This window comes from Alsobacter sp. KACC 23698 (assembly GCF_045348435.1).
GTDB lineage: Bacteria > Pseudomonadota > Alphaproteobacteria > Rhizobiales > Beijerinckiaceae > Alsobacter.
Map to the genome: position 1 here is coordinate 3,683,274 of NZ_CP157484.1, position 23,728 is coordinate 3,707,001.

At 70.9% G+C, this 23,728-nt stretch carries 23 protein-coding genes and 1 tRNA gene; 13 read left to right on the top strand and 11 right to left on the bottom strand.

Annotated elements, in window-relative coordinates:
• The first annotated feature begins 43 nt into the window (after nucleotides 1-43).
• The 4 genes from ABEG18_RS17555 (at nucleotide 44) to ABEG18_RS17570 (ending at nucleotide 4,448) form a co-directional block, all read left to right on the top strand.
• Complete coding sequence (locus tag ABEG18_RS17555; RefSeq protein ID WP_406854338.1) at nucleotides 44-1,375, top strand: tetratricopeptide repeat protein; 1,332 nt, start codon at nucleotides 44-46, stop codon at nucleotides 1,373-1,375.
• The gene (locus ABEG18_RS17560) at nucleotides 1,372-3,003 is read left to right on the top strand and encodes a thiamine pyrophosphate-binding protein (protein ID WP_406854339.1); all 1,632 of its coding nucleotides are present in this window, start codon (nucleotides 1,372-1,374) and stop codon (nucleotides 3,001-3,003) included. The genes ABEG18_RS17555 and ABEG18_RS17560 overlap by 4 nt, the downstream gene beginning before the upstream one ends.
• On the top strand, nucleotides 2,987-4,243 hold the full coding sequence (locus ABEG18_RS17565) for an OpgC family protein (RefSeq protein ID WP_406854340.1): 1,257 nt from the start codon (nucleotides 2,987-2,989) through the stop codon (nucleotides 4,241-4,243). Before ABEG18_RS17560 ends, ABEG18_RS17565 begins: the two co-directional genes overlap by 17 nt.
• Before the next feature lie 129 nt (nucleotides 4,244-4,372).
• Nucleotides 4,373-4,448, top strand: a tRNA-Ile gene (locus ABEG18_RS17570).
• A gap of 12 nt (nucleotides 4,449-4,460) precedes the next feature.
• Here the strand turns inward: ABEG18_RS17570 and ABEG18_RS17575 are convergent.
• Genes ABEG18_RS17575 through ABEG18_RS17585 form a run of 3 tightly spaced genes read right to left on the bottom strand, consistent with a single transcriptional unit; the run spans nucleotide 4,461 to nucleotide 7,714 of the window.
• Entirely contained in the window at nucleotides 4,461-6,179 is a 1,719-nt protein-coding gene (locus ABEG18_RS17575; RefSeq protein ID WP_406854341.1) for an FAD-dependent oxidoreductase, read from the bottom strand.
• A 10-nt stretch (nucleotides 6,180-6,189) separates the two neighbouring features.
• Entirely contained in the window at nucleotides 6,190-6,993 is an 804-nt protein-coding gene (locus ABEG18_RS17580; RefSeq protein ID WP_406854342.1) for a shikimate dehydrogenase family protein, read from the bottom strand.
• A 40-nt stretch (nucleotides 6,994-7,033) separates the two neighbouring features.
• On the bottom strand, nucleotides 7,034-7,714 hold the full coding sequence (locus tag ABEG18_RS17585; protein ID WP_406854343.1) for a hypothetical protein: 681 nt from the start codon (nucleotides 7,712-7,714) through the stop codon (nucleotides 7,034-7,036).
• 198 nt (nucleotides 7,715-7,912) lie between these two features.
• On the opposite strand from ABEG18_RS17585, the gene ABEG18_RS17590 reads away from it, so the two are divergent.
• From ABEG18_RS17590 to ABEG18_RS17620, 7 genes are all read left to right on the top strand, one after another.
• On the top strand, nucleotides 7,913-8,632 hold the full coding sequence (locus tag ABEG18_RS17590; protein ID WP_406854344.1) for a TetR family transcriptional regulator: 720 nt from the start codon (nucleotides 7,913-7,915) through the stop codon (nucleotides 8,630-8,632).
• A 29-nt stretch (nucleotides 8,633-8,661) separates the two neighbouring features.
• Nucleotides 8,662-9,567 carry an NAD-dependent epimerase/dehydratase family protein gene (locus ABEG18_RS17595; RefSeq protein WP_406854345.1) on the top strand — a complete coding sequence of 302 codons (906 nt, stop codon included), beginning with the start codon at nucleotides 8,662-8,664 and terminating at the stop codon, nucleotides 9,565-9,567.
• A gap of 11 nt (nucleotides 9,568-9,578) precedes the next feature.
• A complete protein-coding gene (locus ABEG18_RS17600) occupies nucleotides 9,579-10,799 on the top strand; it encodes a M24 family metallopeptidase (protein ID WP_406854346.1) in 1,221 nt (406 codons plus the stop codon).
• Nucleotides 10,800-10,803: 4 nt separating this feature from the next.
• Nucleotides 10,804-11,631 carry a sugar phosphate isomerase/epimerase family protein gene (locus ABEG18_RS17605; RefSeq protein WP_406854347.1) on the top strand — a complete coding sequence of 276 codons (828 nt, stop codon included), beginning with the start codon at nucleotides 10,804-10,806 and terminating at the stop codon, nucleotides 11,629-11,631.
• Between the two features lies 1 nt (nucleotide 11,632).
• Nucleotides 11,633-12,451, top strand: coding sequence for a sugar phosphate isomerase/epimerase family protein (locus tag ABEG18_RS17610; protein ID WP_406854348.1), 819 nt, complete (start codon nucleotides 11,633-11,635; stop codon nucleotides 12,449-12,451).
• A 34-nt stretch (nucleotides 12,452-12,485) separates the two neighbouring features.
• Nucleotides 12,486-13,244, top strand: coding sequence for an SDR family NAD(P)-dependent oxidoreductase (locus ABEG18_RS17615; protein WP_406854349.1), 759 nt, complete (start codon nucleotides 12,486-12,488; stop codon nucleotides 13,242-13,244).
• Between the two features lie 68 nt (nucleotides 13,245-13,312).
• Nucleotides 13,313-14,011 carry a hypothetical protein gene (locus ABEG18_RS17620; RefSeq protein ID WP_406854350.1) on the top strand — a complete coding sequence of 233 codons (699 nt, stop codon included), beginning with the start codon at nucleotides 13,313-13,315 and terminating at the stop codon, nucleotides 14,009-14,011.
• Nucleotides 14,012-14,140: 129 nt separating this feature from the next.
• Here the strand turns inward: ABEG18_RS17620 and ABEG18_RS17625 are convergent, their stop codons facing one another.
• The 8 genes from ABEG18_RS17625 to ABEG18_RS17660 form a co-directional block, all read right to left on the bottom strand.
• Nucleotides 14,141-14,872 (bottom strand): amino acid ABC transporter ATP-binding protein, encoded by a 732-nt coding sequence (locus ABEG18_RS17625; RefSeq protein ID WP_406858636.1) that lies wholly within the window; start codon nucleotides 14,870-14,872, stop codon nucleotides 14,141-14,143.
• Between the two features lie 64 nt (nucleotides 14,873-14,936).
• Nucleotides 14,937-15,581 (bottom strand): amino acid ABC transporter permease, encoded by a 645-nt coding sequence (locus ABEG18_RS17630; protein ID WP_406854351.1) that lies wholly within the window; start codon nucleotides 15,579-15,581, stop codon nucleotides 14,937-14,939.
• Nucleotides 15,582-15,593: 12 nt separating this feature from the next.
• Nucleotides 15,594-16,256 (bottom strand): amino acid ABC transporter permease, encoded by a 663-nt coding sequence (locus ABEG18_RS17635; RefSeq protein WP_406854352.1) that lies wholly within the window; start codon nucleotides 16,254-16,256, stop codon nucleotides 15,594-15,596.
• A complete protein-coding gene (locus tag ABEG18_RS17640) occupies nucleotides 16,253-17,137 on the bottom strand; it encodes a sugar phosphate isomerase/epimerase family protein (RefSeq protein WP_406854353.1) in 885 nt (294 codons plus the stop codon). The genes ABEG18_RS17635 and ABEG18_RS17640 overlap by 4 nt, the downstream gene beginning before the upstream one ends.
• Nucleotides 17,137-18,195 (bottom strand): Gfo/Idh/MocA family protein, encoded by a 1,059-nt coding sequence (locus ABEG18_RS17645; RefSeq protein ID WP_406854354.1) that lies wholly within the window; start codon nucleotides 18,193-18,195, stop codon nucleotides 17,137-17,139. Before ABEG18_RS17645 ends, ABEG18_RS17640 begins: the two co-directional genes overlap by 1 nt.
• Nucleotides 18,192-18,626 carry a type II 3-dehydroquinate dehydratase gene (gene aroQ / locus ABEG18_RS17650; protein WP_406854355.1) on the bottom strand — a complete coding sequence of 145 codons (435 nt, stop codon included), beginning with the start codon at nucleotides 18,624-18,626 and terminating at the stop codon, nucleotides 18,192-18,194. Before aroQ ends, ABEG18_RS17645 begins: the two co-directional genes overlap by 4 nt.
• Nucleotides 18,627-18,713: 87 nt before the next feature.
• Entirely contained in the window at nucleotides 18,714-19,550 is an 837-nt protein-coding gene (locus ABEG18_RS17655; protein ID WP_406854356.1) for a transporter substrate-binding domain-containing protein, read from the bottom strand.
• A gap of 176 nt (nucleotides 19,551-19,726) precedes the next feature.
• Nucleotides 19,727-20,119 carry a YybH family protein gene (locus ABEG18_RS17660; protein ID WP_406854357.1) on the bottom strand — a complete coding sequence of 131 codons (393 nt, stop codon included), beginning with the start codon at nucleotides 20,117-20,119 and terminating at the stop codon, nucleotides 19,727-19,729.
• 216 nt (nucleotides 20,120-20,335) lie between these two features.
• On the opposite strand from ABEG18_RS17660, the gene ABEG18_RS17665 reads away from it, so the two are divergent.
• Complete coding sequence (locus ABEG18_RS17665; RefSeq protein ID WP_406854358.1) at nucleotides 20,336-22,168, top strand: gamma-glutamyltransferase family protein; 1,833 nt, start codon at nucleotides 20,336-20,338, stop codon at nucleotides 22,166-22,168.
• Between the two features lie 38 nt (nucleotides 22,169-22,206).
• Nucleotides 22,207-23,727, top strand: a complete 1,521-nt coding sequence (locus ABEG18_RS17670; protein WP_406854359.1) for an ABC transporter substrate-binding protein — start codon at nucleotides 22,207-22,209, stop codon at nucleotides 23,725-23,727.
• Nucleotide 23,728: the final 1 nt, after the last annotated feature.

A 23,728-nucleotide genomic window follows, 5' to 3' on the forward strand; every position in this document is an offset into this window, starting at 1 on the left:
CTTCTGCGGCGGGCGCGCTGTGCGTTGCGGGAGGACTTCGCCCATGATCGTCGACCACTATGGCGGCCGGCACGCGACGGCATCCCGAACCGCCGTCGCGGCTTTCGATCAGGCCGTCTCCTGCCTCGCTCGCCACCGGCCCGGCGCGGCCGAGGCGATCGCCGAGGCCCTGGCGAACGACCCGGACCTGATCTCGGCCCACGCCTTGCGCGGACTCGCCTCCGTCTTCCTGGCGCGCTCGGAATGCATGCAGGCCGCCCGCCGCGACCACGCGCAGGCCAACGCGCTGGCGCAGCGTCGAACCGACGCCAGCGACGACGAGAAGGCGCTCGTCGCGGCGCTCGGCTACGCCGTCGAGGGCCGGCTGCTCGCGGCCGCCGACATCCTCGACAGGGCGCTTCAGGACCGCCCGACGGCGTTTCTGCTGGTGAAGGCCTCGAATGCGCTGCGCTTCATGGCGGGCGACCTCGGCGGCATGCTGGCGACGACGCAGCGGGTCCTGCCCTCCTGGACGGACGAGCGGCCCGGCGCCGGCTTCGTGCTGGGCTGCCACGCCTTCGGGCTGGAGGAAGCCGGCCAACTCGCCGACGCCGAGCGGATCGGCCTGCGGGCCGCCGAACTGGAGCCGGACGACGCCTGGGCGATGCACGCCGTCTCGCACGTGCATGAGACGCAGATGCGCACCGCCGAAGGCGTCGCCTGGCTGGAGCAGTCCAGGCCGCGCTGGTCCCGCTGCCACAATTTCCGCTTCCACCTGTCCTGGCATCTCGCTTTGTTCGAGCTCGAGCGGGGGCGGCTGGACCGGGTGCTCGCCCTCTATGACGAGGAGGTGCGGCCGACCCCGACCGACGACTTCCGCGACGTCGCCAACGCCGCCTCCCTGCTCTGGAGGCTGGAGCAGGAAGGCGTGGCGGTCGGCGACCGCTGGGCGGAGTTGGCGATGATCGCGCGACGGCGGTCGCAGGACGTGACGCTGGTGTTCGCGTCCCTGCACCATCTGCTCGCCTTGGTCGGCGCCGGCGCGCGGGGGGAAGCGCTCGCGCTGGTCCAGGCGCTGGAGGCCGAACCCCGCGGGGACCAGGCGGTTGTCGCGCAGCGCGCCGGGATCGACGTGGCGCGGGTCATCCTCGGCCTGGATCGAGGCGGCGCGGCGCGGGCGGTGGCGAGCCGCTTGCATCTTCTGGGCGGCAGCCACGCCCAGCGAGACGTGTTTCTGCGCATCCTGGCCTTGGCGGCCGCCGACCGGGGAGACCGCTCCGGCTACGATACGGTTCTGGCCTGCCGGTCCGGCCTGCGGCGCGAAGATCGCTTCGCCCGGTTCGCCGCCGACCGCCTGGCGCGCGCCGAGGCCGCGCAGCGTCGGAGAGTCGCGTGACGGCCGGATCTGCGCCCGACCGCGTCGCCGACCGGCTGGCCGCAGGGCTGCGCGCCGCGGGCGTCCGCCACGCGTTCGGCATGCCGGGCGGCGAGGTCATCGCCTTCATCGACGCCCTGGAGCGGGCGGGCGTGCGCTTCGTGCTGGCCCGTCACGAGACGGCGGCGGCCATCATGGCCGCAGGCGCGAGCGCAGCGGGCGGCGCGCCCGGCGTGCTCGTGACCACGCTGGGGCCCGGACTGGCGAACGCCATCAACGGCGTCGCCGACGCCTGGCAGGAGCGCGCGCCGCTGCTCGTCATCTCGGGCGTGGTCGATCGCGCGATCCGGGGCCGCTACACCCACCAGGTCGTCGACCATGCGGCGCTGCTGCGCCCGCTCGTCAAGGCGTCGTTCGAGATCGAGGCCGAGAACGCCGAGCCCGTCCTGGCCCGGGCGCTCCGCCTCGCGCTGGCGCCTCCCTGTGGTCCCGTTCATTGTGACCTGTCGCCCGCCGTCGCCGAGACGCCGGCGCCGGCCGCTCCCCTCCCCTGGCCCGAACCGCGGGCGCTCCAGCCCAGGATCGATCCCTCCGATCCCCGCATCGCCGGCCTGCGCGCGCGCCTGCAGGCGTCCCGTCGGCCGCTGATCGTGGCCGGCTACGAGGCCGCCCGCGGGGGCGCCGCCGCCCCTCTGGCCGCCCTGCTTTCCCAACGGCCGATCCCCGTGGTCACCACCTACAAGGCGAAGGGGCTGGTCGACGATAGGCTGGCCTGCAGCCTCGGCGCCGCCGGGCTGTCTCCGCTGGCCGACCGCATCCTGCTGGACGTCGTGAAGCGCGCGGACCTCGTCATCCTGCTCGGCTATGACCCGATCGAAATGCGCCCGGGCTGGCTCGACGCGTTCATGGACCCGGAGCAGGCCGTCGCGCTGGGAACAGGCCAGGACCACGCCATGCATGCGGCCGGCATGTGGATCGAGGGCGATCCCGCGGCGCTGGTCGCCGCCCTCGCGGAGGGCGCGAGCCCCGGCGACGGCTGGCCGGCGGGCGAGCCGGAGGCGGCCCGAAGGCGCCTGGACGAGGCCTTCGCCGGTCCCGCCGCCTGGGGCCCGCACGCGGTCGTCGAGATCCTGATGCAGGCGGCCGAAGCCGCGGACGCGATCGTGACGGTGGACAGCGGCGCGCACCGCATCCTCCTCAGCCAGATGTGGAAGGCCTCCCGCCCCCTCGCGCTGCTGCAGTCCGCCGGCTGGTGCACGATGGGAAGCGCCCTGCCGCTGGCGATCGGCGCGGCCTTGGAGCAGCCCGGCCGCCGCGTGATCGCCGTGCTGGGCGATGGCGGGCTCGAGATGAGCCTGGGCGAACTCGGGACGCTGAGGGACGCCGGCCTCCCGGTGACCGTCGTCGTCCTGCAGGACCGCAGTCTCGGCCTCATCGAGTTGAAACAGTCCGCAGCCGGGCTGGCGCGGACCGGCGTGAGGCTGGGCGAGACCGATTACGTCGCGATCGCCCGCGCCTTCGGCGGCCACGCGGCGCTGTGCGCCGATCGCGGCGCCCTTCGGGCCGCCCTCGACGACGCCGCCTCGCGCCCCGGCTTCACCCTGATCGCCTGCACCGTCGAAGCCCAGGACTATGTCGACCGGATCTGAAGCCGCCCGACGCGCGCGCGACCCTCGCCTCGATTTCTTCCGCGGCCTCGGCATGTGCATCATCCTGATCGCGCACATCCCGTGGAATCCGTGGACCAACTGGATTCCGGCGCGCTTCGGCTTCAGCGACGCCGCGGACATGTTCGTGTTCTGCTCGGGCATGGCCTCCGCGATCGCGTTCGGGGCCGTGTTCGACCGCCATGGCTGGTGGGCCGGCGCGCGCCGCATCGTCCACCGTCTCTGGCAGGTGTACTGGGCGCATGTTGGCGTGGTGCTGGTGGTCCTGGCCGTGGCGGTCGGGATCGACCAAAGGCTCGGGGTCGACCACTATGTCAGGGAGGAGCTCCTGCTCCAGCCGTTGCTGGACGCGCCCGGGCCTCGCCTGCTGGGCCTGCTGACGCTGCGCTACGTGCCGAACTACTTCGACATCCTGCCGATGTATCTCGTCATCCTGGCGATGACGCCCGCAGCCATGCTGCTCGCCCGCCGCAGCCCTCTCCTGGCCATCGGGGCCTCGGTGGCGCTCTGGACCGGCGCCCAGCTCGGGCTGCTCGAACTCACGGCGGACGCGGCCACGGGCCGGCCCTGGTTCTTCAATCCGTTCGCCTGGCAGATGGTGTTCTTCACGGGCTTCGCCTTCGCCCGGGGATGGCTGCCGCCGCCGCCCCGCAGCGGCGCGCTCATGCTCGCGGCCCTGGTGGCCGTGGCGGCGAGCGCTCCCTTCAGCTGCCAGCGAGAGTTTGCGTGCTACGCCGGCTTCGGGGCCATCCCGGCGCTCGGGGACGCGCACGACGCGCTGGGCCCATGGATCTCCAAGACGCAGCTCGGCCCCCTGCGCTACGCGCATTTCCTCGGGACCGCCTATCTGGCCTACCTGGCCGTCGGCGAAGGCGGCCGAAGGCTCTCCGGCGTGGTGGCCGTGGCCTTGCAGAGGATCGGCCGCCAGACCCTGGCGGTCTTCCTGACCGGCCTCGTCGCCGCCCAGGTCCTGGGCGCGGCGCTGGATGTCGCCGGGCGATCCGCGATGACGGTCCTGGCCGCCAACGTCGCCGGTCAGCTCATCCTGTTCGGGGCGGCCTTCGTCGTCAGCGCCTTCAAGGCCCCTCCCGGACGAGCCCGGACGAGAGACGCGCCGGAAGCGCCGCCCCGCCTCCATCCGGCCGGCGCTCCGACGCGCGGGGCGACCCTCGCGGACGCCACGGGCGCAGGACGAGAAAGGTCGCTCGAGCCGTCCGCCTGACCGGGAGCCGCTCATGACCGCCGTCGCATCGGCCCCAGGAGACGGCGCTCGACGAGTAGCCTTCTCAGACCGTCGCGCCGCGCCGCAGGGGTTGCGCCGCGCGCCATGAAACCCTAGGAAACCTAACGGGGGCCTGTAGCTCAATGGTTAGAGCCGACCGCTCATAACGGTCTGGTTGCAGGTTCGAGTCCTGCCGGGCCCACCACCCTCCCTCCCGTCACTCCGGCGTGCGTCCCAGGGCGTGTTGGACGGCGCGGTAGGCGAAGGCGATGGCGGGGCCGATGGTGACGCCGGGGCCCGGATAGGTTCCGCCCATGACGGACTGCGCCTCGTTCCCGCAGGCGTAGAGACGCCCGATCGGCCGGTCGTCGCCCTTCAGCACCTGCGCCCAGGCGTCCACCGCCAGGCCCGTCGCCGCCCCGATGTCGGCCGGATAGAGCCGCACCGCGTAGAAGGGCGGGGCGTCGATCCGCCCCAAGGTGGGGTTGGGCCACCCCGCCGCCGCGTCGCCGTTGACCCGGTGATAGGCGGTCGAACCGCGGCCGAAGTCGGGATCCACGCCGGTCTTGGCCGCGGCGTTCATGGCCGCGACGGTGGTCTCGAGCGCAGCCGCGTCGATCCCGAGCTTGCCGGCCAATTCGGCCAGGGTTCGGCCCTCGACCAGATAGCCGTCGTCCAGGAAGGGCCGGAGCGTCCGGGCGCCCATGCGGACCATGCCGAGGCCGTATTTCCGCAGGCCCGCCGCGTCGGTCACGATGAAGCTCGGGATGCAGGGCGCGGTCCCGTCCGCCTCCAACATCGCCTTCGCGAACAGGTGGTAGGACGCGGACTCGTTGACGAAACGCCGGCCGGCCTGGTTGACGCAGACCGTGCCGGGCTTGCTGCGGTCCATCACGAAATGCGGGAACACCGCCGTGCTCCCGTCGGCGCGCTTGCGGATCGAGACCGGGGCCCAGAACGCGTGGTCCTGCGCGCCTTCGCCGAACCGCGCGCCGAGACCCAGCGCGAGATCCTGCAGGGCGCCGGTCGCGCCGGGCGCGCACGGGCTCTCGGCCGGCGCGGGCGCGGGCAGCATCTCGGCCCGGCGGGCGGGGTGGCGGGTGAAGCCTCCCCCGGCCAGCACGACGCCGCGCGTCGCCTGGATGCGCCGGACCACGCCGCCGCTTTCGAGCACGACGCCCTCCACCCCGGCCGGACCGGCGACCAGCTCGCGCGTCTCGGTCCGGACGAGAATGTCGACGCCGCGCTTCTGGAGCGTCAGCAGCATGCGCCCGACCAGGGCGTTGCCCATGACCAGCCGGCTCCCGCGGCGGCCGGCCAGCCGATCCAGCCCGTATCGGCCGAGGATCCGCAGCGCATGCAGCGTGGATGCGGAGCTCTTGCCGAGCTTCAGAAGGTGGCCGATGTCCGTGCGGTCCACCATCATGCCGCCCAGGATGGTGAATTCGGGGATCGGCGGGCGGATCAGCCCGAGATCGTCGCCCAGCTCGCGCCCGTCGAACGGCAGGGGCTCGAGGGCCCGCCCCCGCAGGGTCGCGCCCTCATGCTGCTGCTCGTAGTCGGGATGCGTCGCATAGGGACGGAAATGGACGTCGCTGTCGCGTTCGAGCCGCGCGATCGCGGCCGGGCCGCTCTCCAGGAAGGCGTCACGCAGGCTCCGCGGCGCATGGTTTCCGACCACGCCCGACAGGTAGCGGGACGCGTTCTCGACGGAATCATCCGCCGCCACCGTGGCCGCATGCAGCGAGTTCGGGACCCAGGCCGACGCGGCGGACAGGGCCGTGGTCCCGCCCAGATGAGCGGTCCGCTCCACCAGCAGCACCCGGGCGCCGTCCAGCGCCGCGAAGACCGCGGCCGCCATGCCTCCCGCCCCGGCGCCCAGCACGACGCAGTCATAGGCCGCCCCGTCGACGATCTGGTCGAGCGTCCGGATCACGGGCGCGGCCTCAGGACGGGTCGGCGAAGAGGAGGAAATCGACCATCGCTCCCTGCAGGGCCTGGTACATGTCCGTCCCGGTCGAGGTCCTGCAGCCGAGCCGGCGCGCCGCCTCCACCAGCGGAGACACCGCCGGGACCGTGATCACGCATCCCACCGCCATGGCGGCGGTCAGCCGGTCGAGATCCACCGGAGGCGGGTCCTCGGGCCGCATGCCCGCCGGGGTCGCGTTGGCGATCAGGTCGAAGCCGGACGGGTCCGGCGAACCCACGCTCACTTTGGCTCGGCCGAGGCCGTCGAGGCGGCCGATCAGGCTGTCGCGACGCGACGCGTCCTCGTCGTGGATGGCGAGCGCGCTCACCCCGGCCTCCACGAGGGCCAGCGCGATCGCCGACCCCGCGCCGCCGGCGCCGACCAGGAGCGCGCTGCGGCCGGCCGGGTCGAAACCCTGCTGGCGAAGCGCGCCGACGAAGCCGACGCCGTCCACCATCTCGCCGTGCCATCCGCCGTCCGGATTGCGGCGCATGATGTTGCAGGCGCGCAGGAATCGGGCCCTGTCCGTCGCCGTCCGGCAATGCTCGAAGCAGCCGAACTTGTGCGGCACGGTCACGATGATCCCGTCGAGGTTCTTCAGCCGGTCGCAACTGTCCAGGAAGGCCTTCAGGTCTTCGGTTCCCACCTGCACGGGCGCCAGCAGCCCGTCATGGCCCCGCGCCGCGAAGGCCTCCGTGACGCCGGCCGGCGACTTCACCTGCGCGATCGGGTCTCCGACGATGATGTTGAGGCGGGTCGCGCCGCTGAGTTGAAAAGGCACCTTGCACGCTCCTGGAGGCGGCGCGAATCCCGCGCCGTCCTCACCGCATCGGGGACAGAAGTTCGAACTCCAGCGCATAGGCGTTCGACGCGAGGTCGCGCGCCCCCGCCCCGGCCAGGATCGCCCGCACGTCGGCGTCGGCCCGCGCCAGGACGGCGGGGCCGAGGCCTTCGATCAGGACGAGATGCGTGAAGGATGCGGAGTGGACGCTGGGCCGCATGCGCGTCTCCGCCGTCTCGCCTCCGGTCGCCGCCGCCTCGTGCCTGGCCACGTGGACGGCCGTCACGCCGGGGAGCGCGCGCAGGCGCAGCGCCGCCGCCGCGAGGTCGCCCTCGAAGCGGGCCCGGTCGCCGTCGGGGCCAGCGAGGCGGACGGTGGCCATGCCGCCGCCGACGCCCTGCCCCACCGTCAGCAGCACCTCGCAGCCGCCGCGCAGGAAGGAGGTCATGGTCGGCTGCACGCGGTTGGACCATGCGGTCGGATTGTTCAGGCGCGCCAGATAGCCGGGCGAGCGGAAGGTTTCGAGATGCGCGCCCTCATAGAGCGTGAAGGTGGGATGGGGCTCGAGCGACCAGTCGCTGAAGCGGCGGCCGCGCAGGAAGCCCGGAACGCCCAGCCTTTCCGGCATGTGCTCGTGGGTGTGCCAGGCCTGGTACTCGTCCTGCTGGCCGGGCTGAACGCCATGCCAGATCCCCACCAGCGCTTGTCCCAACAGCGGCATTTCGCGTTTCCGGATGGCGACGGCGCCGTACGCGGCCCGCCGGGGCGCTTGCGCGAAGCCGCGGAACGTCCCAACGTCTTGCGTCGCAGCTTATTATCTGACTAGTTAGTGAATTAGGGCGCCAGTGTCAAACGACGTCCCCTGGAGCCGGCGCGCCAGCCGCCCCGGATACGGCCTCGGCAGGATGAGAACGCGTCGATGACTCTGGACCGAATCGACCCGCGAACGAGCCGCCGCCGCCCGGGCCGCCCCCGCAGCGCCGGCGCCGGCGAGGCGGGGCGCCCGGGTTCGGCCGAAGGGCCACAGGCCGACATCCTGCGCGTCGCGACGGAGGAATTCGCCGCCAACGGGCTGAGCGGCGCGCGCGTCGACGCCATTGCGGAGCGCACCCGCACGACCAAGGGGATGATCTATTACTACTACGGCAGCAAGGAAGGCCTCTACATCGCCGTCCTGGAGCGCGCCTACAGCTCCATCCGCTCGGCCGAGGATCACGCCCGCTTCGCGACCCTGCCGCCCCGGGAGGCGGTCACCGCGCTGGTGGAGGCCTCCTTCGACTTCCATTGGAAGAACCCGCATGTCGGGCGCCTGATCAGCATCGAGAACATCAACGGGGCGCGCTATTTGGAGCAGGCGCCGCGCATCAAGGAGCAGAACGTCTCGGCGATCGCGGCCTGGGATCTGGTGCTGACGGCCGGCCAGAAGGCCGGGCTCTTCCGCCACGACGTCAGCCCGGTCGACCTGCACGCCTTCGTCAGTTCGCTGTGCCTGTTCCGGGTCACCAACAGGGCGACCTTCAAGGCGATCTTCGACATCGACTTTGCCGACGACGCCGTGCGCGCGCGGCATCGCAGGCTGATCGTCGCGATGGTCCTGGAGTTCCTCTGCGGCGAGGACGACGCGCCGGCGCAGGCCTGAGCAGTCCAGGTCACAAGGGAGAGCAACGCATGAAGATCCTGATCACGGGCGGAGCCGGCTTCCTCGGCGCCTGGATCGCCAAGCGCCTCGTCGAGGGGGGCTGCGAGGTCCGCATCTTCGACCGCAGCGACGATCCCCGCCTGGTGCGCGCCATCGTCGGCGAGGCCGCCGACGCCATCGAGTTCCGCACGGGCGACGTCACCAGCGGCCCGGACGTCCTCGCGGCCGCCGAGGGCTGCGCCAGCGTCGCCCATCTGGCGGCGCTGCTGACGCCGGCCTGCCAGGCCGACCCGATCCGGGGCGCGAACGTCAACGTCAACGGAACGCTGAACGTCTTCGAGGCGGCGCGGAAGCTCGGCCTGCGATCCGTCGTCTACGCCAGCAGCGCCGGCGTGTTCGGCCCCGCGGATGGCGTCCATCCCGCGCCAAGCACGCTCTACGGCGCTTACAAGCTCGCCTGCGAGGGCGTCGGACGGGCCTATGCGCTCGACCATGGGGTGGCGAGCGTCGGCTTCAGGCCCCTGGTGGTCTACGGGCCGGGCCGCGAGGTCGGCTCGACGGCCGGGGCCACCCTCGCCTGCCGCCACGCCGTGGAGGGCCGCCCCTACGCGATCCCGTTCACGGGCGAGACGGACATGATCTTCGTGGACGACGTCGCGGCCGCGTTCGCGGCGGCGCTGCTGCGCCCCATCACGGGCGCCCATGTGTTCAACCTGCGCGGCGAGGTCGCCAGCGTGGACGCCATCATCGCCGAGATCCGCAAGCGCGCGCCAGGCGCGCGGCTCACCGCCGAGGGCCCGCCCGTCCCGATCACGTCGCAGATCGAGGCGCATGACCTCGCCCCGGTGCTCGGCCCGTTGCCGACCACCTCGCTGGCCGCGGGGATCGAACGCACCATGGCGTTCTACCAGGCCGCCGGCCGGTCGGGCGCCTGAGGCGCATGGCCATGATCCAGACCAGCCCCGCGCCGGACCTCCCCTTCTCGTTCGCCGCGCTCGACGACCGCCTGGAGCAGGCCGGCGTCGACATTCTCATCTCCAGCTCCCGGCACAACCTGGCCTATCTGCTGGGCGGGCACAGGCACCACTTCTTCGAAGCCGCCGAGGCGATCGGCGTCAGCCGCTACCTGCCGCTGCTGGTCTACCCGAAAGGGCGGCCGGACGAGGCCGCCTACATCGCCTTCCGCAACGAGAAGGACTCCCTGCAAAACCGCGCCCTGGAGGGCCGCGCGCTGTGGCCCGCGACGGTGCGCCCTGCGGCGTCCGGCGTCGCTGACGCAGTGGCGCTGGCGATCGACCACATCCGCGCCATCGGCGGCCCAGGCGGCCGGATCGGCGTCGAGACGCATTTCCTGCCCTGGCTCGCCGGGCAGGCGCTGCGGGACGCCTTCCCGGCCCATGGCCTCGTCGACGCGAACCGGCCGCTGGAGCGGCTGCGGGCCGTGAAGAGCGACGCGGAGTTGGACCGCCTGCGGGAGGCGTCCGAACGGGTGGTCGCCGCCATGCAGGCCGTCATGCGGTCGACCCGTCCGGGAACCTCCAAGCGCGCCATCGAGCGCGCTCTCAGGCGTGAGGAGGAGGCGCGCGGCCTCCTGTTCGACTATGCGCTGATCACGCTAGGAACGAGCCTCAACCGCGCCCCGTCCGACCAGGTCTGCCGGGACGGAGACATCATGTCTCTCGACTCGGGCGGCAATCTCGACGGCTATATCGGCGACCTCTGCCGCATGGCGGTGTTCGGGGAGGCCGACGCCGAACTGGAGGACCTGCTGGGCGAGGTGCGGACCGTGCAGGATGCGGCGCGAAAGCCCCTGGCGCCCGGCGTTCGCGGCGGCGACGTGTTCTCCTTCGCCCAGGCCGCCCTCGCCGCCCTGCCCTCCGCCGCATCCACGACCTTCGTGGCGCACGGCATGGGCCTGGTGAGCCACGAGGCGCCCAGGCTCACCGCCCAGGGTCCGATCTCCTATCCGGCGGACGACGCCGACCTGCCGCTCGAGGCCGGGATGATCCTCTCCATCGAGACGACCCTGCAGCATCCCCGCCGCGGCTTCATCAAGATCGAGGACACCGTGGCGATCACGCCCGACGGGCATGTCGGCTTCGGCGACGAAGGCCGCGGATGGACCCGGGCGGGCCTCGAGGCGCCGCCCCGACAAGCAGGACCCTGATTCCATGCAGCCTCACGCCATCGGCCTCGCGCCGCTCGGATTTCTCGATCTCTCGCCGCCGGCCTTCATGCGGACGGCGGGCGCGGCCGGCTTCGGCTCCGTCGGCATCAGGACCCGGGCGGCGGTCCCGGGAGGGGTCGAGCACCCGATGGACCGGAACCCCGCTTTGCTGCGCGAGACCCGCGAGGCGATCGCGGCGACCGGCGTGCGCGTGGTCGGCGTCGAGCAGGTCAGCCTGTTTCGCGACACCGTCATCGATGCGGTGCGCCCCATGCTGGAGGCCGGCGCCGCCATCGGGGCGACCCGCGTGCTCTGCTCGGGCGACGACGAGGACCTCGCGGTCGTGGCCGACCGCTTCGCCGAGCTGTGCGAAGCCGCCGCCGCGTTCGGCCTCACCGTGGACCTGGAGTTCATGCCGTTCCGCGCGCTCAAGACGCTGGAGCAGGCCCGCGACACGATCCTGCGCTCGGGCGCCCACAACGCCGCCATCGCGGTCGACGCGCTGCACCTGATGCGCTCGGGCGGCGGCCCGGCCGCCCTCGCGGCGATCGAGCCCAGGCTCATCGGCTGCGTCCAGCTCTGCGACGCGCCCCCGATCCCGCCTGCCGCCGCCGACCTGGCGACGGAGGCGCGCGAGCAGCGCCTGCCCCCGGGCGAGGGAGGGCTCCCGCTGAGGGCCATCCTCGACGTGGTCGGGCCGGATCGTCCGATCGACGCGGAGGTTCCGCTTGGCCGGTCCATGCCGGACGCGGACCCGTTCGAGCGCGCGACGCTGGTCTATCGGGCGACCGCGCGCGTCCTCGCCGCGGCCCGGCCCGGGCAGGGCGCCTGACATGGCCAAGGGCGGCCTCGGGGCGCACACCTTCGGCTGCGTCTGGGACATGGACGCCGCCGCTGCCGTGGGGGCGCTGGCCGAGCAGGGCTTCACCCGCTTCGAGTTCATCGCCATGGCCCCGCATCTCGATCCGCGGCGGGCCTCGCCGGACGCGGCGCGGACGATCCGGCGCGCCCTGGAGGCCGCGCATGGCGAGGCGCTGGCGCTCGATCTCCCCAGCAACGACGTCAACCTGGCCAGCACGTCGCCCGACCTCGTCGACTTCACCATCGAGAGCTACGCAGCCGCCCTGCGCATGGCGGGCGAGATCGGCGCGCGCTGGGTCGTGGTGCTGCCCGGTCGCCGGCACATGCTGCTGCCCCCGCGCGACGACCGGCTTCTCGACGTCTTCCGCGGCGCCCTGGAGCGGCTGGTCCCGCTGGCGGAGCGCTCCGGCGTCCGGCTGCTGATCGAGAACCATCCGCAGACCCTGCTGCCCGACGCCGCCTCGATCGCGGCCTTCCTGGCCCGCGAGGGCCATGGGCGCGTCGACGCGCTCTACGACCTCGCGAACGGCGTCGCGATCGGCGAGGCCCCCGACGCCGCGCTCGCCGCGCTGGAGCCGTTCCTCGCTATGGTCCATGTCTCCGATACGCCCGCAGGCCAGTGGCGCCATGACCCCATCGGGACGGGCGCCGTCGACTTCGACGCCGCGCGCGGCGCCCTGGCCCGGCTCAGCTTCGCGGGGCCGGTCGTCGCCGAGATCATCGCGCCGGACCCGGTGGCGCAGCTCGTCCGCGCCCGGGCCGCCCTGCAGGCGCGCGGCTGGCCCGTGTGAGGCTTCGCAAGAACGAGTACAGGAGAAAACGCTCATGACGGATCGGCTCAGCGCGGCGGGCTCCGCCCGGCCGCGGATCGCGGTCATCACTGGCGGCGCCGGCGGGCTCGGCTACGCCATCGCCCGCCGCCTGGCCGCCCAAGGCGACACGGTCGTCCTGTGGGACATCGACCCCGACGCCGTGAACAGGGTGGCGACCTCCCTGCCGGGTGCGCGTGCGGCGGTCGTCGACGTCACGCGGCAGGACTCGGTGGATCAGGCGGCCCGCGCCGTGATGGACGACCTCGGCGCGATCGACGTCCTCGTCAACTCGGCCGGGATCACCGGCCCCAACAGGCTCCTGGCCGACTACTCCTTCGAGGAATGGCGGCGCGTGATGGCGATCAATCTCGACGGGACCTTCCTGTGCTGCCGCGCGGTCACGCCCTTCATGCTCAAGGGCGAGAACGGCCGGATCGTCAACCTCGCCTCCATCGCCGGCAAGGAGGGCAACGCCAACGCCTCCGCCTATTCGGCCTCCAAGGCGGGCGTGATCGCGCTCACCAAGTCGCTCGGCAAGGAGCTGGCGCAGACCAGCATCCGGGTGAATTGCGTCACGCCGGCCGCCATCGAGACGGAACTCCTGCGGCAGATGACGCCGGAGTTCACGCAATTCGTCATCTCCAAGATCCCGATGGGGCGCCTCGGCCAGCCTGACGAGGTCGCCGCGATGGTGGAATGGTTGGCCTCTCCGGCCTGCTCGTTCTCCACCGGAGCCGTTTTCGACATCTCTGGCGGCCGCGCGACTTACTGAGCAGCCTCGCCTGCGCCCGCGACCGGGCGGCTTCCACGACTTCAGGACTCTAAGCAGGGACGTCAACGATGAGCGGACTGATGGGCCAGGGCGCCCTGGTGAACTGGGGCGGCGTCGTCGCCGAGCAGGAAGACGACTACAACATGTGGCACAGCCGCGAGCACATGCCCGAGCGCCTGGCCGTGCCGGGCTTTCGCCGCGGCCGCCGCGGCGTCGCCGTGGACGGGACGCCCGCGGCGCTGAAATATTTCATGATGTACGAGGCGGTGGACGCCGACATCTTTATTTCGGCCCCGTACCTCGCGCGCCTCAACGATCCGACGCCTTGGACCCGCCGCATCCTGTCGGCCTATATCGCGCCCTCGCGCACGATCTGCCGCGTGGTCGCCACCCGGGGGCATGGCGCCGGGGGCTGGCTGGCCACTCTCCAGCTGCGCCAGGTGGACCGCGCGAAGCTGCGCGCCTGGTCGCAGGGAGACTGGATCGACGGCGTGATGGCCCAAAACGGCGTCCTCGGCGCCCACGCGCTGGAAGGGGACCCGCAGCTCGGCCAGCAGCCCACCGCCGAGAAGACGTTCCGCGAGAGCCGGGGCGACCGCGACGTCACCGTCGAGTTCGCGCTCTTGCTGGAAGGCTTCGACCTGAGCCCGACGCAGGCCGCCGCCGCGTCCGTGGTGGAGCGCGTCCGAAACGAGCTCGGCTGCGAGCCGCTGACCACGCTCTACCGGACGCAGCACGTGATCACGAACATCGACGTGGGCGCCTGAAACGGCGCACTCCCCGGCCTGCGGCGCCGAGAGCCTGCTGCGTTCCAAAGGAAACGCAGCAGGCTCTCGGTTGTGTGGTGGTCGCATGCTTTCAGCGAAAAGCCGGAGTCCCCCTTTTCGCAGCATGCTCTAGTGGTGCCGCAGGATCTCGCCCAGGAAGGCCCGCGTGCGCTTGTGCTGCGGCGCCTTGAAGAAGCTCTCCGGGTCGTTCTCCTCCACGATCTCGCCATCGGCCATGAAGATGACGCGGTCGGCGACCTGGCGGGCGAAGCCCATCTCGTGGGTGACGCAGATCATCGTCATGCCGTCGCGGGCGAGCGACACCATGGTGTCGAGAACCTCCTTGACCATCTCGGGATCGAGCGCCGAGGTCGGCTCGTCGAACAGCATGGCCTTCGGCTCCATGCACAGCGCCCGCGCGATCGCGACGCGCTGCTGCTGGCCGCCGGAGAGCTGCGCCGGGTATTTCTGCGCCTGGTCGCCGATGCGGACCCGCTCCAGATATTTCTGCGCGATCTTCTCGGCTTCGGGACGCGAGAGCTTGCGCACCCGCATCGGCGCGAGGATGCAGTTCTCCATCACGGTCTTGTGCGGGAACAGGTTGAACTGCTGGAACACCATGCCGACCTCGCGCCGCACGGCGTCCACGGCCGCCTGGCTGTCGCTGAGCCGGTGACCGCTGACGATGATCTCGCCCTTCTGCACCGGCTCCAGATGGTTGATGCAGCGGATCAGCGTCGACTTGCCGGATCCGGATGGCCCGCACAGCACGATCTTCTCGCCCTGCGTGACGGTGAGGTCGACGCTCTTCAGGGCCTGGAACGTCCCGTACCACTTGTCGACCTTGCGCATCTCGATCATCGGCGCGGCGCTGCGCGTGGACGCGACGGCATCGGCGGGGGTCATGGTCGTCACTCCTTGATGCTCACTTGGCCGTCGCGGCCGACATGCGGCGCTCGAGCGCCCGGCCCCACAGCGACAGCGGCCAGCACAGGGCGAAATACATCGCCCCGACCACGCCGAAGACCAGGATGGGCTTGTAGATCTGGTTGGACACGATCGAGCCCGAGCGCGTGAGCTCGATGAAGCCGACGATCGCGGCCAGCGACGTGCCTTTCAGGAGCTGCACGCTGAAGCCCACGGTGGCCGGCAGCGACAGCTTGAAGGCCTGGGGCATGATCACGTCGACCATGCGGCTCGTCTCGTGCAGACCGAGCGCCTGGGCGGCCTCGGTCTGCCCGCCAGGCACGGCCTGGATCGCGCCGCGCCAGATCTCGCCCAGGAAGGCGGAGGCGTGCGCCGTCAGCGCGATGCCGACGGCCGCCCAGGCCGGCAAATTGAAGCCGAGCAGCGGCAGGCCGAAATAGGCCACGAAGAGCTGCATCAGCAGCGGCGTGCCCTGGAAGAGCCCGATCCAGGCGATCGCCGGCAGGCGCAGCCAGGGCGATGGCGACACCCGCATCAGCGCGATCAGGACGCCGAACGGGATGCCGCCCGCAAAACCCATGGCGGCCAACAGGAGGGTCCAGCCCAGCCCTTGCAGCAGATAGGTGACGTGCTGGAAGTCCATGGAGCGGCCGCCCTAGCGCTGGGGATAGCTGAAGGCCCAGCGCCCGATGCCGGACAGGAGCCACATCGTGACGAGCGAGATCAGCAGATAGACGAAGGTGAGGGTGAAATAGACCTCGAAGCTGCGGAAGGTCTCCGCCTCGATCCGCTGTCCCACATAGGTCAGCTCATAGGCGGAGATCGAGGTGCAGATCGCGGTCGTCAGCGTGAGCAGGATGAACTGGCTGGAGAGCGAGGGATAAATGGCCCGCAGCGCCGGCCGAAGCACGATGAACCAGAACACCTCGTGCTTGTGAAGGCCGAGCGCCAGGCCCGCCTCCGTCTGCCCTTTCGAGATGCTCTCCACGCCGCCGCGGATGATCTCGATGGCGTAGGCGCCGCCGTTCAGCCCCAGCGCCACGATGGCGGTCACTGTCGGGCTGAACCGGATGCCCGCCAGCGGCAGGGCGAAATAGACGAAGAAGATCTGCACCAGGAAGGGCGTGTTGCGGATCACCTCGATGAAGGCGTTCACCAGCAGGGACGGGAACGCCTTCTGGGACCGCAGCACCGCGACGCCGAGCACGCCGATGACGAGGGCGAGCGTCATGCCCGATAAAGCCAGATACATGGTGCCGAGCGCGCCCGACAGGATCGCCGGCCATGCGTCGAACACCACGCTGAAATCGAGCTTCACGATCCTGCCCCCGTCCCCTGCGACCGCCCGGCGCCGGCGTCCAGTCTAGCCGACATTTCCGGCCTGTCCTGGGGTTTCGGCTCGCCCAGCGCCGCCTTGGCCGACGCCAGTCCGCGCCTGGCCCAGTCCGCCGCCGACCAGCCGGCCGACTGCGCGTCGTTGGGGACCTCGACGGCGATCGGAAGGTCCGCCGGGAGGGCGGCGAAGATGGGCGCAAGGTCGATGCCGCCGTCGCCGGGCATCAGACGCGCATGCCGCGCCGCATGGTTCAGCGCCTCCCGGGACGACGGAATGTCGGCCGGGCCGTCGCAGATCTGGGCGTAATGGAGCCACGCCGGCGGCAGGGCCGCGACGTCGGCGACCGGCGTCCGCGAGCGCGACACATGCAGCGCGTCGACGATCACGCCCTGGTTGGGCTGGTCGGCGGCCTCCAGCACCCGCCGCGCGGCGGCGAGGTCGCCAAGCTCCGATTGCGGCATGAACTCCAGGTCCATGCAGAGGCCGAAGGGCGCCGCCGCCGCGCAGAGCTGCGCGTAGGAGGCCGTCAGGCGGCTCTCGTCCGGGTCGTCCCCGGCCACCAGCACGACCCGGGCGCCTAGGTCGGCGGAGCACTCCAGCAGCCGCAGGTGGCCTTCGACGTCGAAATCGGGTCCCAGGCGGATCATCTCGACGTCGAAGACGCCGATCCCGCGATCCGCCATCAGCCTGCGCAGGTCGCGCACCCGCGTGGGCTGGTCCATCAGCGGGAAGGCGACGCCGCCCGGCGAGGCCGGCGCGAGACGCAGGCCCACGAAGTCGTACCCGGCCTCCGCCGCCGCCCGCGCCGCGTCTTCCGGCGCGGCGCCGAGGCACGTCAGGAACGACAGCGACCACTGGCGCATCAGGAAAGGGCCCCGGCCTCGGCCAGCATCTCGGCCACCGTGACCGAGCGGTTCTCCCGCCCGGCCCGGGCCACCGCCAGGGTGGCGGCCAACGTCAGCATCCCGTCCCGCGCCGAGGTGAGCGGGGCGGCGTCGCCGCCGATCACGTCGAGGAAGTGGTCGAGTTGGTTCACATAGGTCCGCGAGCGCTCGGGCGCCCGGTGCTCGCGCAGCAGCGGGTCCTGCCAGTCTCCGTCCGGCTTGTCGTGACGCCACAGATAGAGGTCGGACACCGAAAGCGACGCCTTGCGGCCGGCCAGGAACAGGCAGGCGCCCGGCTGGGTCGGGTGATAGAGCGCCTGGCCCGACGTGTACTCCCAGGCCCAGGGGCTGACCGCCGCATCCGAGATCACGAAGGTCCCGAGCGCCCCGTTCTCGAAACGGATGGCGAGGCTGGCCGTGTCCTCCACCTCAAAGCCGCGCACCGCCGACGACGTGAAGGCGCGCACGCTCTCGATCTCGCCCACGAGCCAGCGCAGGACGTCGATGTCGTGGATCAGGTTGATCAGCAGCACGCCGCCGCCCGCCTTGCGGCGCCAGTCGACGAAATAGCCGTCCGGCTTGTCGAAGAGCGTCATGCCGTTGACGGCCACCAGTGGCCCGAGCGCCCCCTCGTCGATCGTCGACTTGGCCGCCCGGATGTCGGGGCTGTGCCGGCGCTGGTGGCCGACCAGCACCGGAACGCCGGTCCGCTCGGACGCCTGCACGATGGCGAAGGCCGCCTCGATCGTGTCGGCGACGGGCTTTTCGACGAGACAGGGAAGCCCGCGCTCGATGCAGGCGAGCGCGACGGGCTCGTGCAACTGGTTTGGCAGCGCCACGATGACGCCGTCCGGCCTCGTCGCGTCCAACATGGACTGGAGGTCGGCATGGAATGGCGCGCCCATGCGCCGGGCGAATTCGGCGGCTTCGGGGGACGGGTCGCAGATCGCCTCCAGGGACGCGCCCGGATGGGCGGCGATCAGAGCGGCGTGCTCCCGTCCGATCAGGCCGGCGCCGACCAGCGCGAGCCGCTTCATCGCGTCATCTCCGCCATGGCGCGCAGGGCGAGCCGATAGCCGAGGGCGCCGAAGCCGGCCATCACGGCCGTCGCCGTCCGGGACACGAGCGACTTATGGTAGATGTCCTCGCGCTTGTGCACGTTGGACAGGTGCAGTTCGATCTTCGGGCCGTCGAACATCTTCAGCGCGTCCAGGATCGCGATGGACGTGAAGGTGTAGCCCGCCGGATTGATGATGATGCCGGCCGCCTGCTTCCGGGCGGCGTGGATCGCCTCGATGATCTCGCCTTCGAAATTGGACTGGCGAAAGTCGATCTCCAGGCCGAGCTCCCTCGCGTCGGCCTCGCACCAGGACCGTATCTCGTCGAGCGTCGTCGACCCGTAGATCTCAGGCTCGCGCTCCCCCAGCAGGTTGAGATTGGGGCCGTTGAGAATGAAGATCCTGGGCATCGTGCGTGTTCCGGGGGAGAGCGCGGGACGCGGCGGGCAAGACCGCCGCGTCGCCTGACGTCGAGCCTCTCTGAAGGGAGGGACGCGTTACTTCTTGACCGTGAAGGGCACGCCTTCCAGCGTCTTCGGGAACTCGGGCGCCGACGCGTTCAGCCACTTCTTGTTGATCGCCTCGAGCCGGCCGTCGGCCACGATCTTGTCCACGAAGCTGTTCAGCCAGGCATTGGTCTTCTCGTCGCCGAGCACGCTGCAGATGCCCATCCACTGCTCGTTGAAGACCACCTTCTGCTCGAAGTCGTTGCCCGGGGCGGCCTTGTCGAGGTTGATCTTGTAGGTGGTGTTGCCGCCGATGGCGTCGACCTGCCCGGACACCAGGGCCTGCATGTTGGAACTGTCGTCGTCGAAGCGCCGGATGTTGGGAATGTCGCCCAGCGCCGTCGTGATCGCCTTGTCCTGGGCGGCGCCGCGCGGCACGCCGATGCGCAGGTTGCGGGCGTCCTCGATCTTCTCGATCTTGAGCTTCTTGCTGGCGAGAAGGATGATCTTCAGGCCGGCGTAGGGCTTGGAGAACTGCACGGCCTTGGCGCGGTCCGGATACATGCCCATCACGGCCATCTGCAGGTCGACCTTGCCGGTCAGCAGGTTGGGGATGCGGGCCGAAACCACGTTCGGGACGAACTCGACCTTGACGCCGAGCTCCTCGCCGATGAGCTTGGCCACGTCGACGTCGTAGCCGATATTCTGGCCCGACGAGTCGAAGGAGCCCCAGGGGGCCTGCTCGCCCATCACGCCGATCCGGATCACCCCGGCCTGCTTGGCCTTGTCGATGGTTTGCGCGACGGACGGCGTCGCGGCGGCGCCGATCAGACCGATCAGCGCTCCCACGGCCAGGGCCGCATTGCGCACGGCGTTCATGCTCGTCATGTCTGTCTCCTCCCTGTTTTTGTTCGAAGGCTGCGCAGCGGCCACGTCTTGGCGACGGGTCCCCCGTTCGGCTTGGCTGTAAATTGACTAACTAGTTGGTCGATGTCCAGCGCGTTTCGCCGGCGCGGCCCGAAACTGTCGGCCCGCCCTGCGATGTGGAGGCGTGGATCCCGCCGCTACCGGCCCTCGATCTGCGAGACGTGGTTGAGGGCGATCACCCAACGGCCGTCGCGCTTGCGCATCAGGCGCGTGTTGACGCCGGTCTGGTTGCCGGCCGGGCGCACCAGCGCGTAGTCGCTGATCAGCTGGGCGGCGTCGGGCGCCAGCAGTTCGATGCGGATGTTCGAGAAGGCGAGCCGGCCCTGCGAGCCGGGCGAGCCGCCATAATCCGCGATGTAGTGGTCCAGCGTGCCCTGCCAGTCCTTCTGGATTCGGCCGCGCGAGACGAAGATGACGTCCGGGTTGGCGAAGCCTTCCATGTAGCCGCGCAGGTCGCCCCGGTTCCAGGCGTCCTGCATGGCGGCGATCACGGCGCGGATGGCGTCCTTGTCGTCTTCGGCTTGGGTCATCGGGGGCTCATGGCTGTTCCGGGCGCCGGAGGCGGCGGCCCGGGGCGATGATGGCCCGGCGACACGCCGGCGGTCCACACGCCCTGCGCGCGGCGCTGACCGGCTCCGCGCGATGCTGGGACGAGATCGAGCCAAAGCCATTGACCTCGACCGCCTCCGTTGAAATACGCATGGCGTCGCGCGCGCCTTCGCCGCGGCCAACAACCTGGAAGTGCGATGACGTTCACGACGCGACCGGAACTGCGGGGCACCTTCGGGGCCGTTTCGTCCACCCACTGGCTCGCCGCCACGGTCGGCATGGCGATCCTCGAGATGGGCCACACGGCCTTTGACGCGGCCGTGGCGGCCGGGTTCGTGCTGCAGGTCGTGGAGCCGCACCTGAACGGGCCGGGCGGCGAAGTCCCCATCATCGTGACGCCGGCCGGCGCCGCCGCGCCCGTGGTGATCTGCGGCCAGGGCCCCTCCCCGGCCGCCGCCACCGTGGCGCATTTCCGGTCGCTCGGGCTCGACATCGTTCCGGGCACCGGCCTCCTGCCGGCCTGCATCCCGGGCGCGTTCGGCGCATGGCTGACGCTGCTGCGCGACTACGGGACCGCCGACCTCGAGGACGTGCTCGCGCCGGCGATCTCCTACGCCCGCACCGGCCACCCGCTGGTGCCGCGCATCGCCAACACGATCGCGCAGATGCGCGAGCTCTTCACCACGCATTGGCCGAGCTCGGCCGAGATCTACCTGCCGGGCGGAGTCGCCCCGCAGGCCGGGCGGCTGTTCCGCAACCCGCACATCGCCGCCATGTATGGCGAGATCCTGGAGCAGACCCGCGGCGCCAGCAGCCGCGAGGCGCGCATCCAGGCGGCGCTGGACTTCTGGTATCGCGGCCCGATCGCCGAGCGGATCGAGCAGTTCTGCGCCACGCAGGACGTCTGGGACGTCTCCGGCCGCCGGCACAAGGGCCTGATCACCGCGCAGGACATGGCGGATTACACGCCGCAGGTCGAGAAACCCGTATCGGTCGCTTATGGCGACTACGAGATCTTCAAGTGCGGAGCCTGGTCGCAAGGCCCGGTGCTGCTGCAGATGCTGCAGATCCTGAAAGGGGCGGATGTCGACCGGCTCGACCCCAACGGCCCGGACTTCGTGCATCTCCTGGCCGAAACCGCCAAGCTCGCCATGGCGGACCGGGAATGCTGGTACGGCGACAGCCCCGACGTGCCGCTCGACGCCCTTCTGTCGTCCGCCTATGCGGACCAGCGCCGCGCGCTGATCGGCGCAGAAGCTTCGATGGAGTTCCGCCCCGGCTCGCCCGACGGCCGCGCCCCGATCCTGCCGCCCCTGCGGCCGGTCGGGACCATCCCGCAGCCCGGCCTCGGCGGCGGCGAACCCACGGTCGCCCGGCAGGTCGCGCCCGCGATCGACCGCCAGGGCGAGGCCGCCCTGACGCCCGAGGGCGCGCAGCGCGGCGACACCGTGCAGGTGAGCGCCGTGGACCGCTGGGGCAACATGGTGTCGGCGACGCCCTCGGGCGGCTGGTTCCAGTCGAGCCCGGTGATCCCGGGGCTGGGCTTCAGCCTCACCACGCGCGGGCAGATGTTCTGGCTGGAGGAGGGGCTCAACTCCTCCCTGAAGCCGTCCACGCGCCCGCGCACCACGCTGACGCCCTCCACGGCCTTCTGCGACGGCAAGCCCTACATGGCCTTCGGCACGCCGGGCGGCGACCAGCAGGACCAGTGGCAGCTCATCATGCTGCTGCGCCACATTCACCACGGCATGAACCTGCAGGAGGCGATCGACGCCCCCTCGTTCCACACCGACCACCTGCCGAGTTCGTTCTGGCCGCGCGAGGTGAGCCTCGGCTCGCTGACGCTGGAATCCCGCTACCCGGAGGCCGTGCAGAACGATCTCGCCCGGCGCGGCCATGCGATCACGCTGAACGACCCCTGGTCCGAGGGCCGGCTCGCCGCCGTGGCGCGCGAGATGGACGGTGACGTGCAGCTCGTGAAAGCCGGCGCGAACCCGCGCGGCGTGCAAGGCTACGCGGTCGCGCGATGAACAACCAGACAACACCCACAATCCGGAGAGGGATCCTGATGAAACCGATGCATCTCGCGCTTGCCGCCACGCTGGCGCTGGGCGGCTTTGCGGCCGCCATGGCTCCGGCCGCCGCGCAGAACACCCTGCGCATCGGCCTTCAGGACGATCCCGACACGCTGGACCCGGTGTCCAACTGGAGCTTCGTCGGCCGGCACGTGCTGCAGTCGCTGTGCGACAAGATCGTCGACATCGACGAGAACGGCCAGATCATCCCTATGCTGGCGGCAAGCTGGGAGTGGAACGCCGACAGCACGGCGCTCACCCTGAAGCTGCGGCCCGACGCCGTGTTCCACGACGGCACCAAGGTTGACGCAGCGGCCATCAAGTACAATCTCGACCGCGAGCTCACCATCAAGATCTCCCGCCGCAAGGCCGAGATCAGCGCCATCTCGTCGGTCGACGTGGTCGATCCGCTCACCGTGAAGATCAACCTGAAGGAGCCCTCCGTGCCGCTGCTGGCGGCGCTGAGCGACCGCGCCGGCATGATGATCAGCCCCAAGGCGGGCGAGGCGCTGGGCGAGAAGTTCACCGACGCGCCGGTCTGCTCCGGCCCCTACAAGTTCGTGGAGCGCGTCACCCAGGACCGCATCGTGCTGGACAAGTTTCCGCAGTACTACGCGGCCGACAAGTTCAGCTTCGACCGGCTGATCTATCGCGGCATGCCGGACTCCAACGTCCGCCTGCTGAACCTGCGGTCCGGCCAGCTCGACCTGATCGAGCGCATGGCGGCCACCGACGTGAAGGCCGTGAAGGCCGACAAGGGCTTCACGGTCGTGCCCGTGGTGGGCCTCGGCTATTACGGCATCACGTTCGACATCAACGGCGAGGGCGCGGATCTCGACGCCGGCAAGAAGGAGCTGGTCCGCCAGGCCTTCAGCCTGGCGATCGACCGCGAGGCCATCAGCAACGTGGTGTTCGACGGGCAGGCCAGCATCGGCAACCAGCCGTTCCCGCCGACGAGCCCGTACTACGACAAGAAGTTCCCCGTGCCGCCGCGCGACGTCGCGGCCGCCAAGAAAAAGATGGCCGAGGCCGGCGTGAAAACGGTCAACCTCGAGTTGCTGGTGCCTACCGACGCCGAGCGCCAGCAGGTCGCCCAGCTCGTTCAGGCCATGGTGGCCGAGGTCGGCATCACGATGACGATCAAGCCGACCGAGCTGATGACGCTGCTCGACATCGCCCGGCAGGGCAAGTTCGAGGCGCATCTCGTGGGCTGGAGCGGGCGCGTCGACCCCGACCTCAACATCACCCCGATGCTGGCCTGCGGCGCGTCCGGCAACGACGCGAAATACTGCAACAAGGATCTCGACGGGATCCTCACCAAGGCGCGCTCCATCGGCGACGCTGCGACCCGCAAGGTCGAGTACGACAAGGCGAATGCGATCCTGCAGAAGGACCTGCCGATCGTGTATCTCTACCACTCGCAGTGGATCTTCGCCCACAACGCCAAGATCACCGGCATGAAGCCGGCCCCGGACGGCATCATCCGCCTTTCCGGCGTGAAGCGCGCGAACTGAG

What these genes read in the sequence shown, in the direction of transcription:
- ABEG18_RS17555 (WP_406854338.1), top strand. Translation starts at nt 44, where the DNA reads ATGATCGTCGACCACTATGGCGGCCGGCACGCGACGGCATCCCGAACC.
- ABEG18_RS17565 (WP_406854340.1), top strand. Translation starts at nt 2,987, where the DNA reads ATGTCGACCGGATCTGAAGCCGCCCGACGCGCGCGCGACCCTCGCCTC.
- ABEG18_RS17585 (WP_406854343.1), bottom strand. Translation starts at nt 7,714, where the DNA reads ATGCCGCTGTTGGGACAAGCGCTGGTGGGGATCTGGCATGGCGTTCAG.
- ABEG18_RS17590 (WP_406854344.1), top strand. Translation starts at nt 7,913, where the DNA reads ATGACTCTGGACCGAATCGACCCGCGAACGAGCCGCCGCCGCCCGGGC.
- ABEG18_RS17595 (WP_406854345.1), top strand. Translation starts at nt 8,662, where the DNA reads ATGAAGATCCTGATCACGGGCGGAGCCGGCTTCCTCGGCGCCTGGATC.
- ABEG18_RS17600 (WP_406854346.1), top strand. Translation starts at nt 9,579, where the DNA reads ATGATCCAGACCAGCCCCGCGCCGGACCTCCCCTTCTCGTTCGCCGCG.
- ABEG18_RS17605 (WP_406854347.1), top strand. Translation starts at nt 10,804, where the DNA reads ATGCAGCCTCACGCCATCGGCCTCGCGCCGCTCGGATTTCTCGATCTC.
- ABEG18_RS17610 (WP_406854348.1), top strand. Translation starts at nt 11,633, where the DNA reads ATGGCCAAGGGCGGCCTCGGGGCGCACACCTTCGGCTGCGTCTGGGAC.
- ABEG18_RS17615 (WP_406854349.1), top strand. Translation starts at nt 12,486, where the DNA reads ATGACGGATCGGCTCAGCGCGGCGGGCTCCGCCCGGCCGCGGATCGCG.
- ABEG18_RS17620 (WP_406854350.1), top strand. Translation starts at nt 13,313, where the DNA reads ATGAGCGGACTGATGGGCCAGGGCGCCCTGGTGAACTGGGGCGGCGTC.
- ABEG18_RS17625 (WP_406858636.1), bottom strand. Translation starts at nt 14,872, where the DNA reads ATGATCGAGATGCGCAAGGTCGACAAGTGGTACGGGACGTTCCAGGCC.
- ABEG18_RS17630 (WP_406854351.1), bottom strand. Translation starts at nt 15,581, where the DNA reads ATGGACTTCCAGCACGTCACCTATCTGCTGCAAGGGCTGGGCTGGACC.
- ABEG18_RS17640 (WP_406854353.1), bottom strand. Translation starts at nt 17,137, where the DNA reads ATGCGCCAGTGGTCGCTGTCGTTCCTGACGTGCCTCGGCGCCGCGCCG.
- ABEG18_RS17645 (WP_406854354.1), bottom strand. Translation starts at nt 18,195, where the DNA reads ATGAAGCGGCTCGCGCTGGTCGGCGCCGGCCTGATCGGACGGGAGCAC.
- aroQ (WP_406854355.1), bottom strand. Translation starts at nt 18,626, where the DNA reads ATGCCCAGGATCTTCATTCTCAACGGCCCCAATCTCAACCTGCTGGGG.
- ABEG18_RS17655 (WP_406854356.1), bottom strand. Translation starts at nt 19,550, where the DNA reads ATGACGAGCATGAACGCCGTGCGCAATGCGGCCCTGGCCGTGGGAGCG.
- ABEG18_RS17660 (WP_406854357.1), bottom strand. Translation starts at nt 20,119, where the DNA reads ATGACCCAAGCCGAAGACGACAAGGACGCCATCCGCGCCGTGATCGCC.
- ABEG18_RS17665 (WP_406854358.1), top strand. Translation starts at nt 20,336, where the DNA reads ATGACGTTCACGACGCGACCGGAACTGCGGGGCACCTTCGGGGCCGTT.
- ABEG18_RS17670 (WP_406854359.1), top strand. Translation starts at nt 22,207, where the DNA reads ATGAAACCGATGCATCTCGCGCTTGCCGCCACGCTGGCGCTGGGCGGC.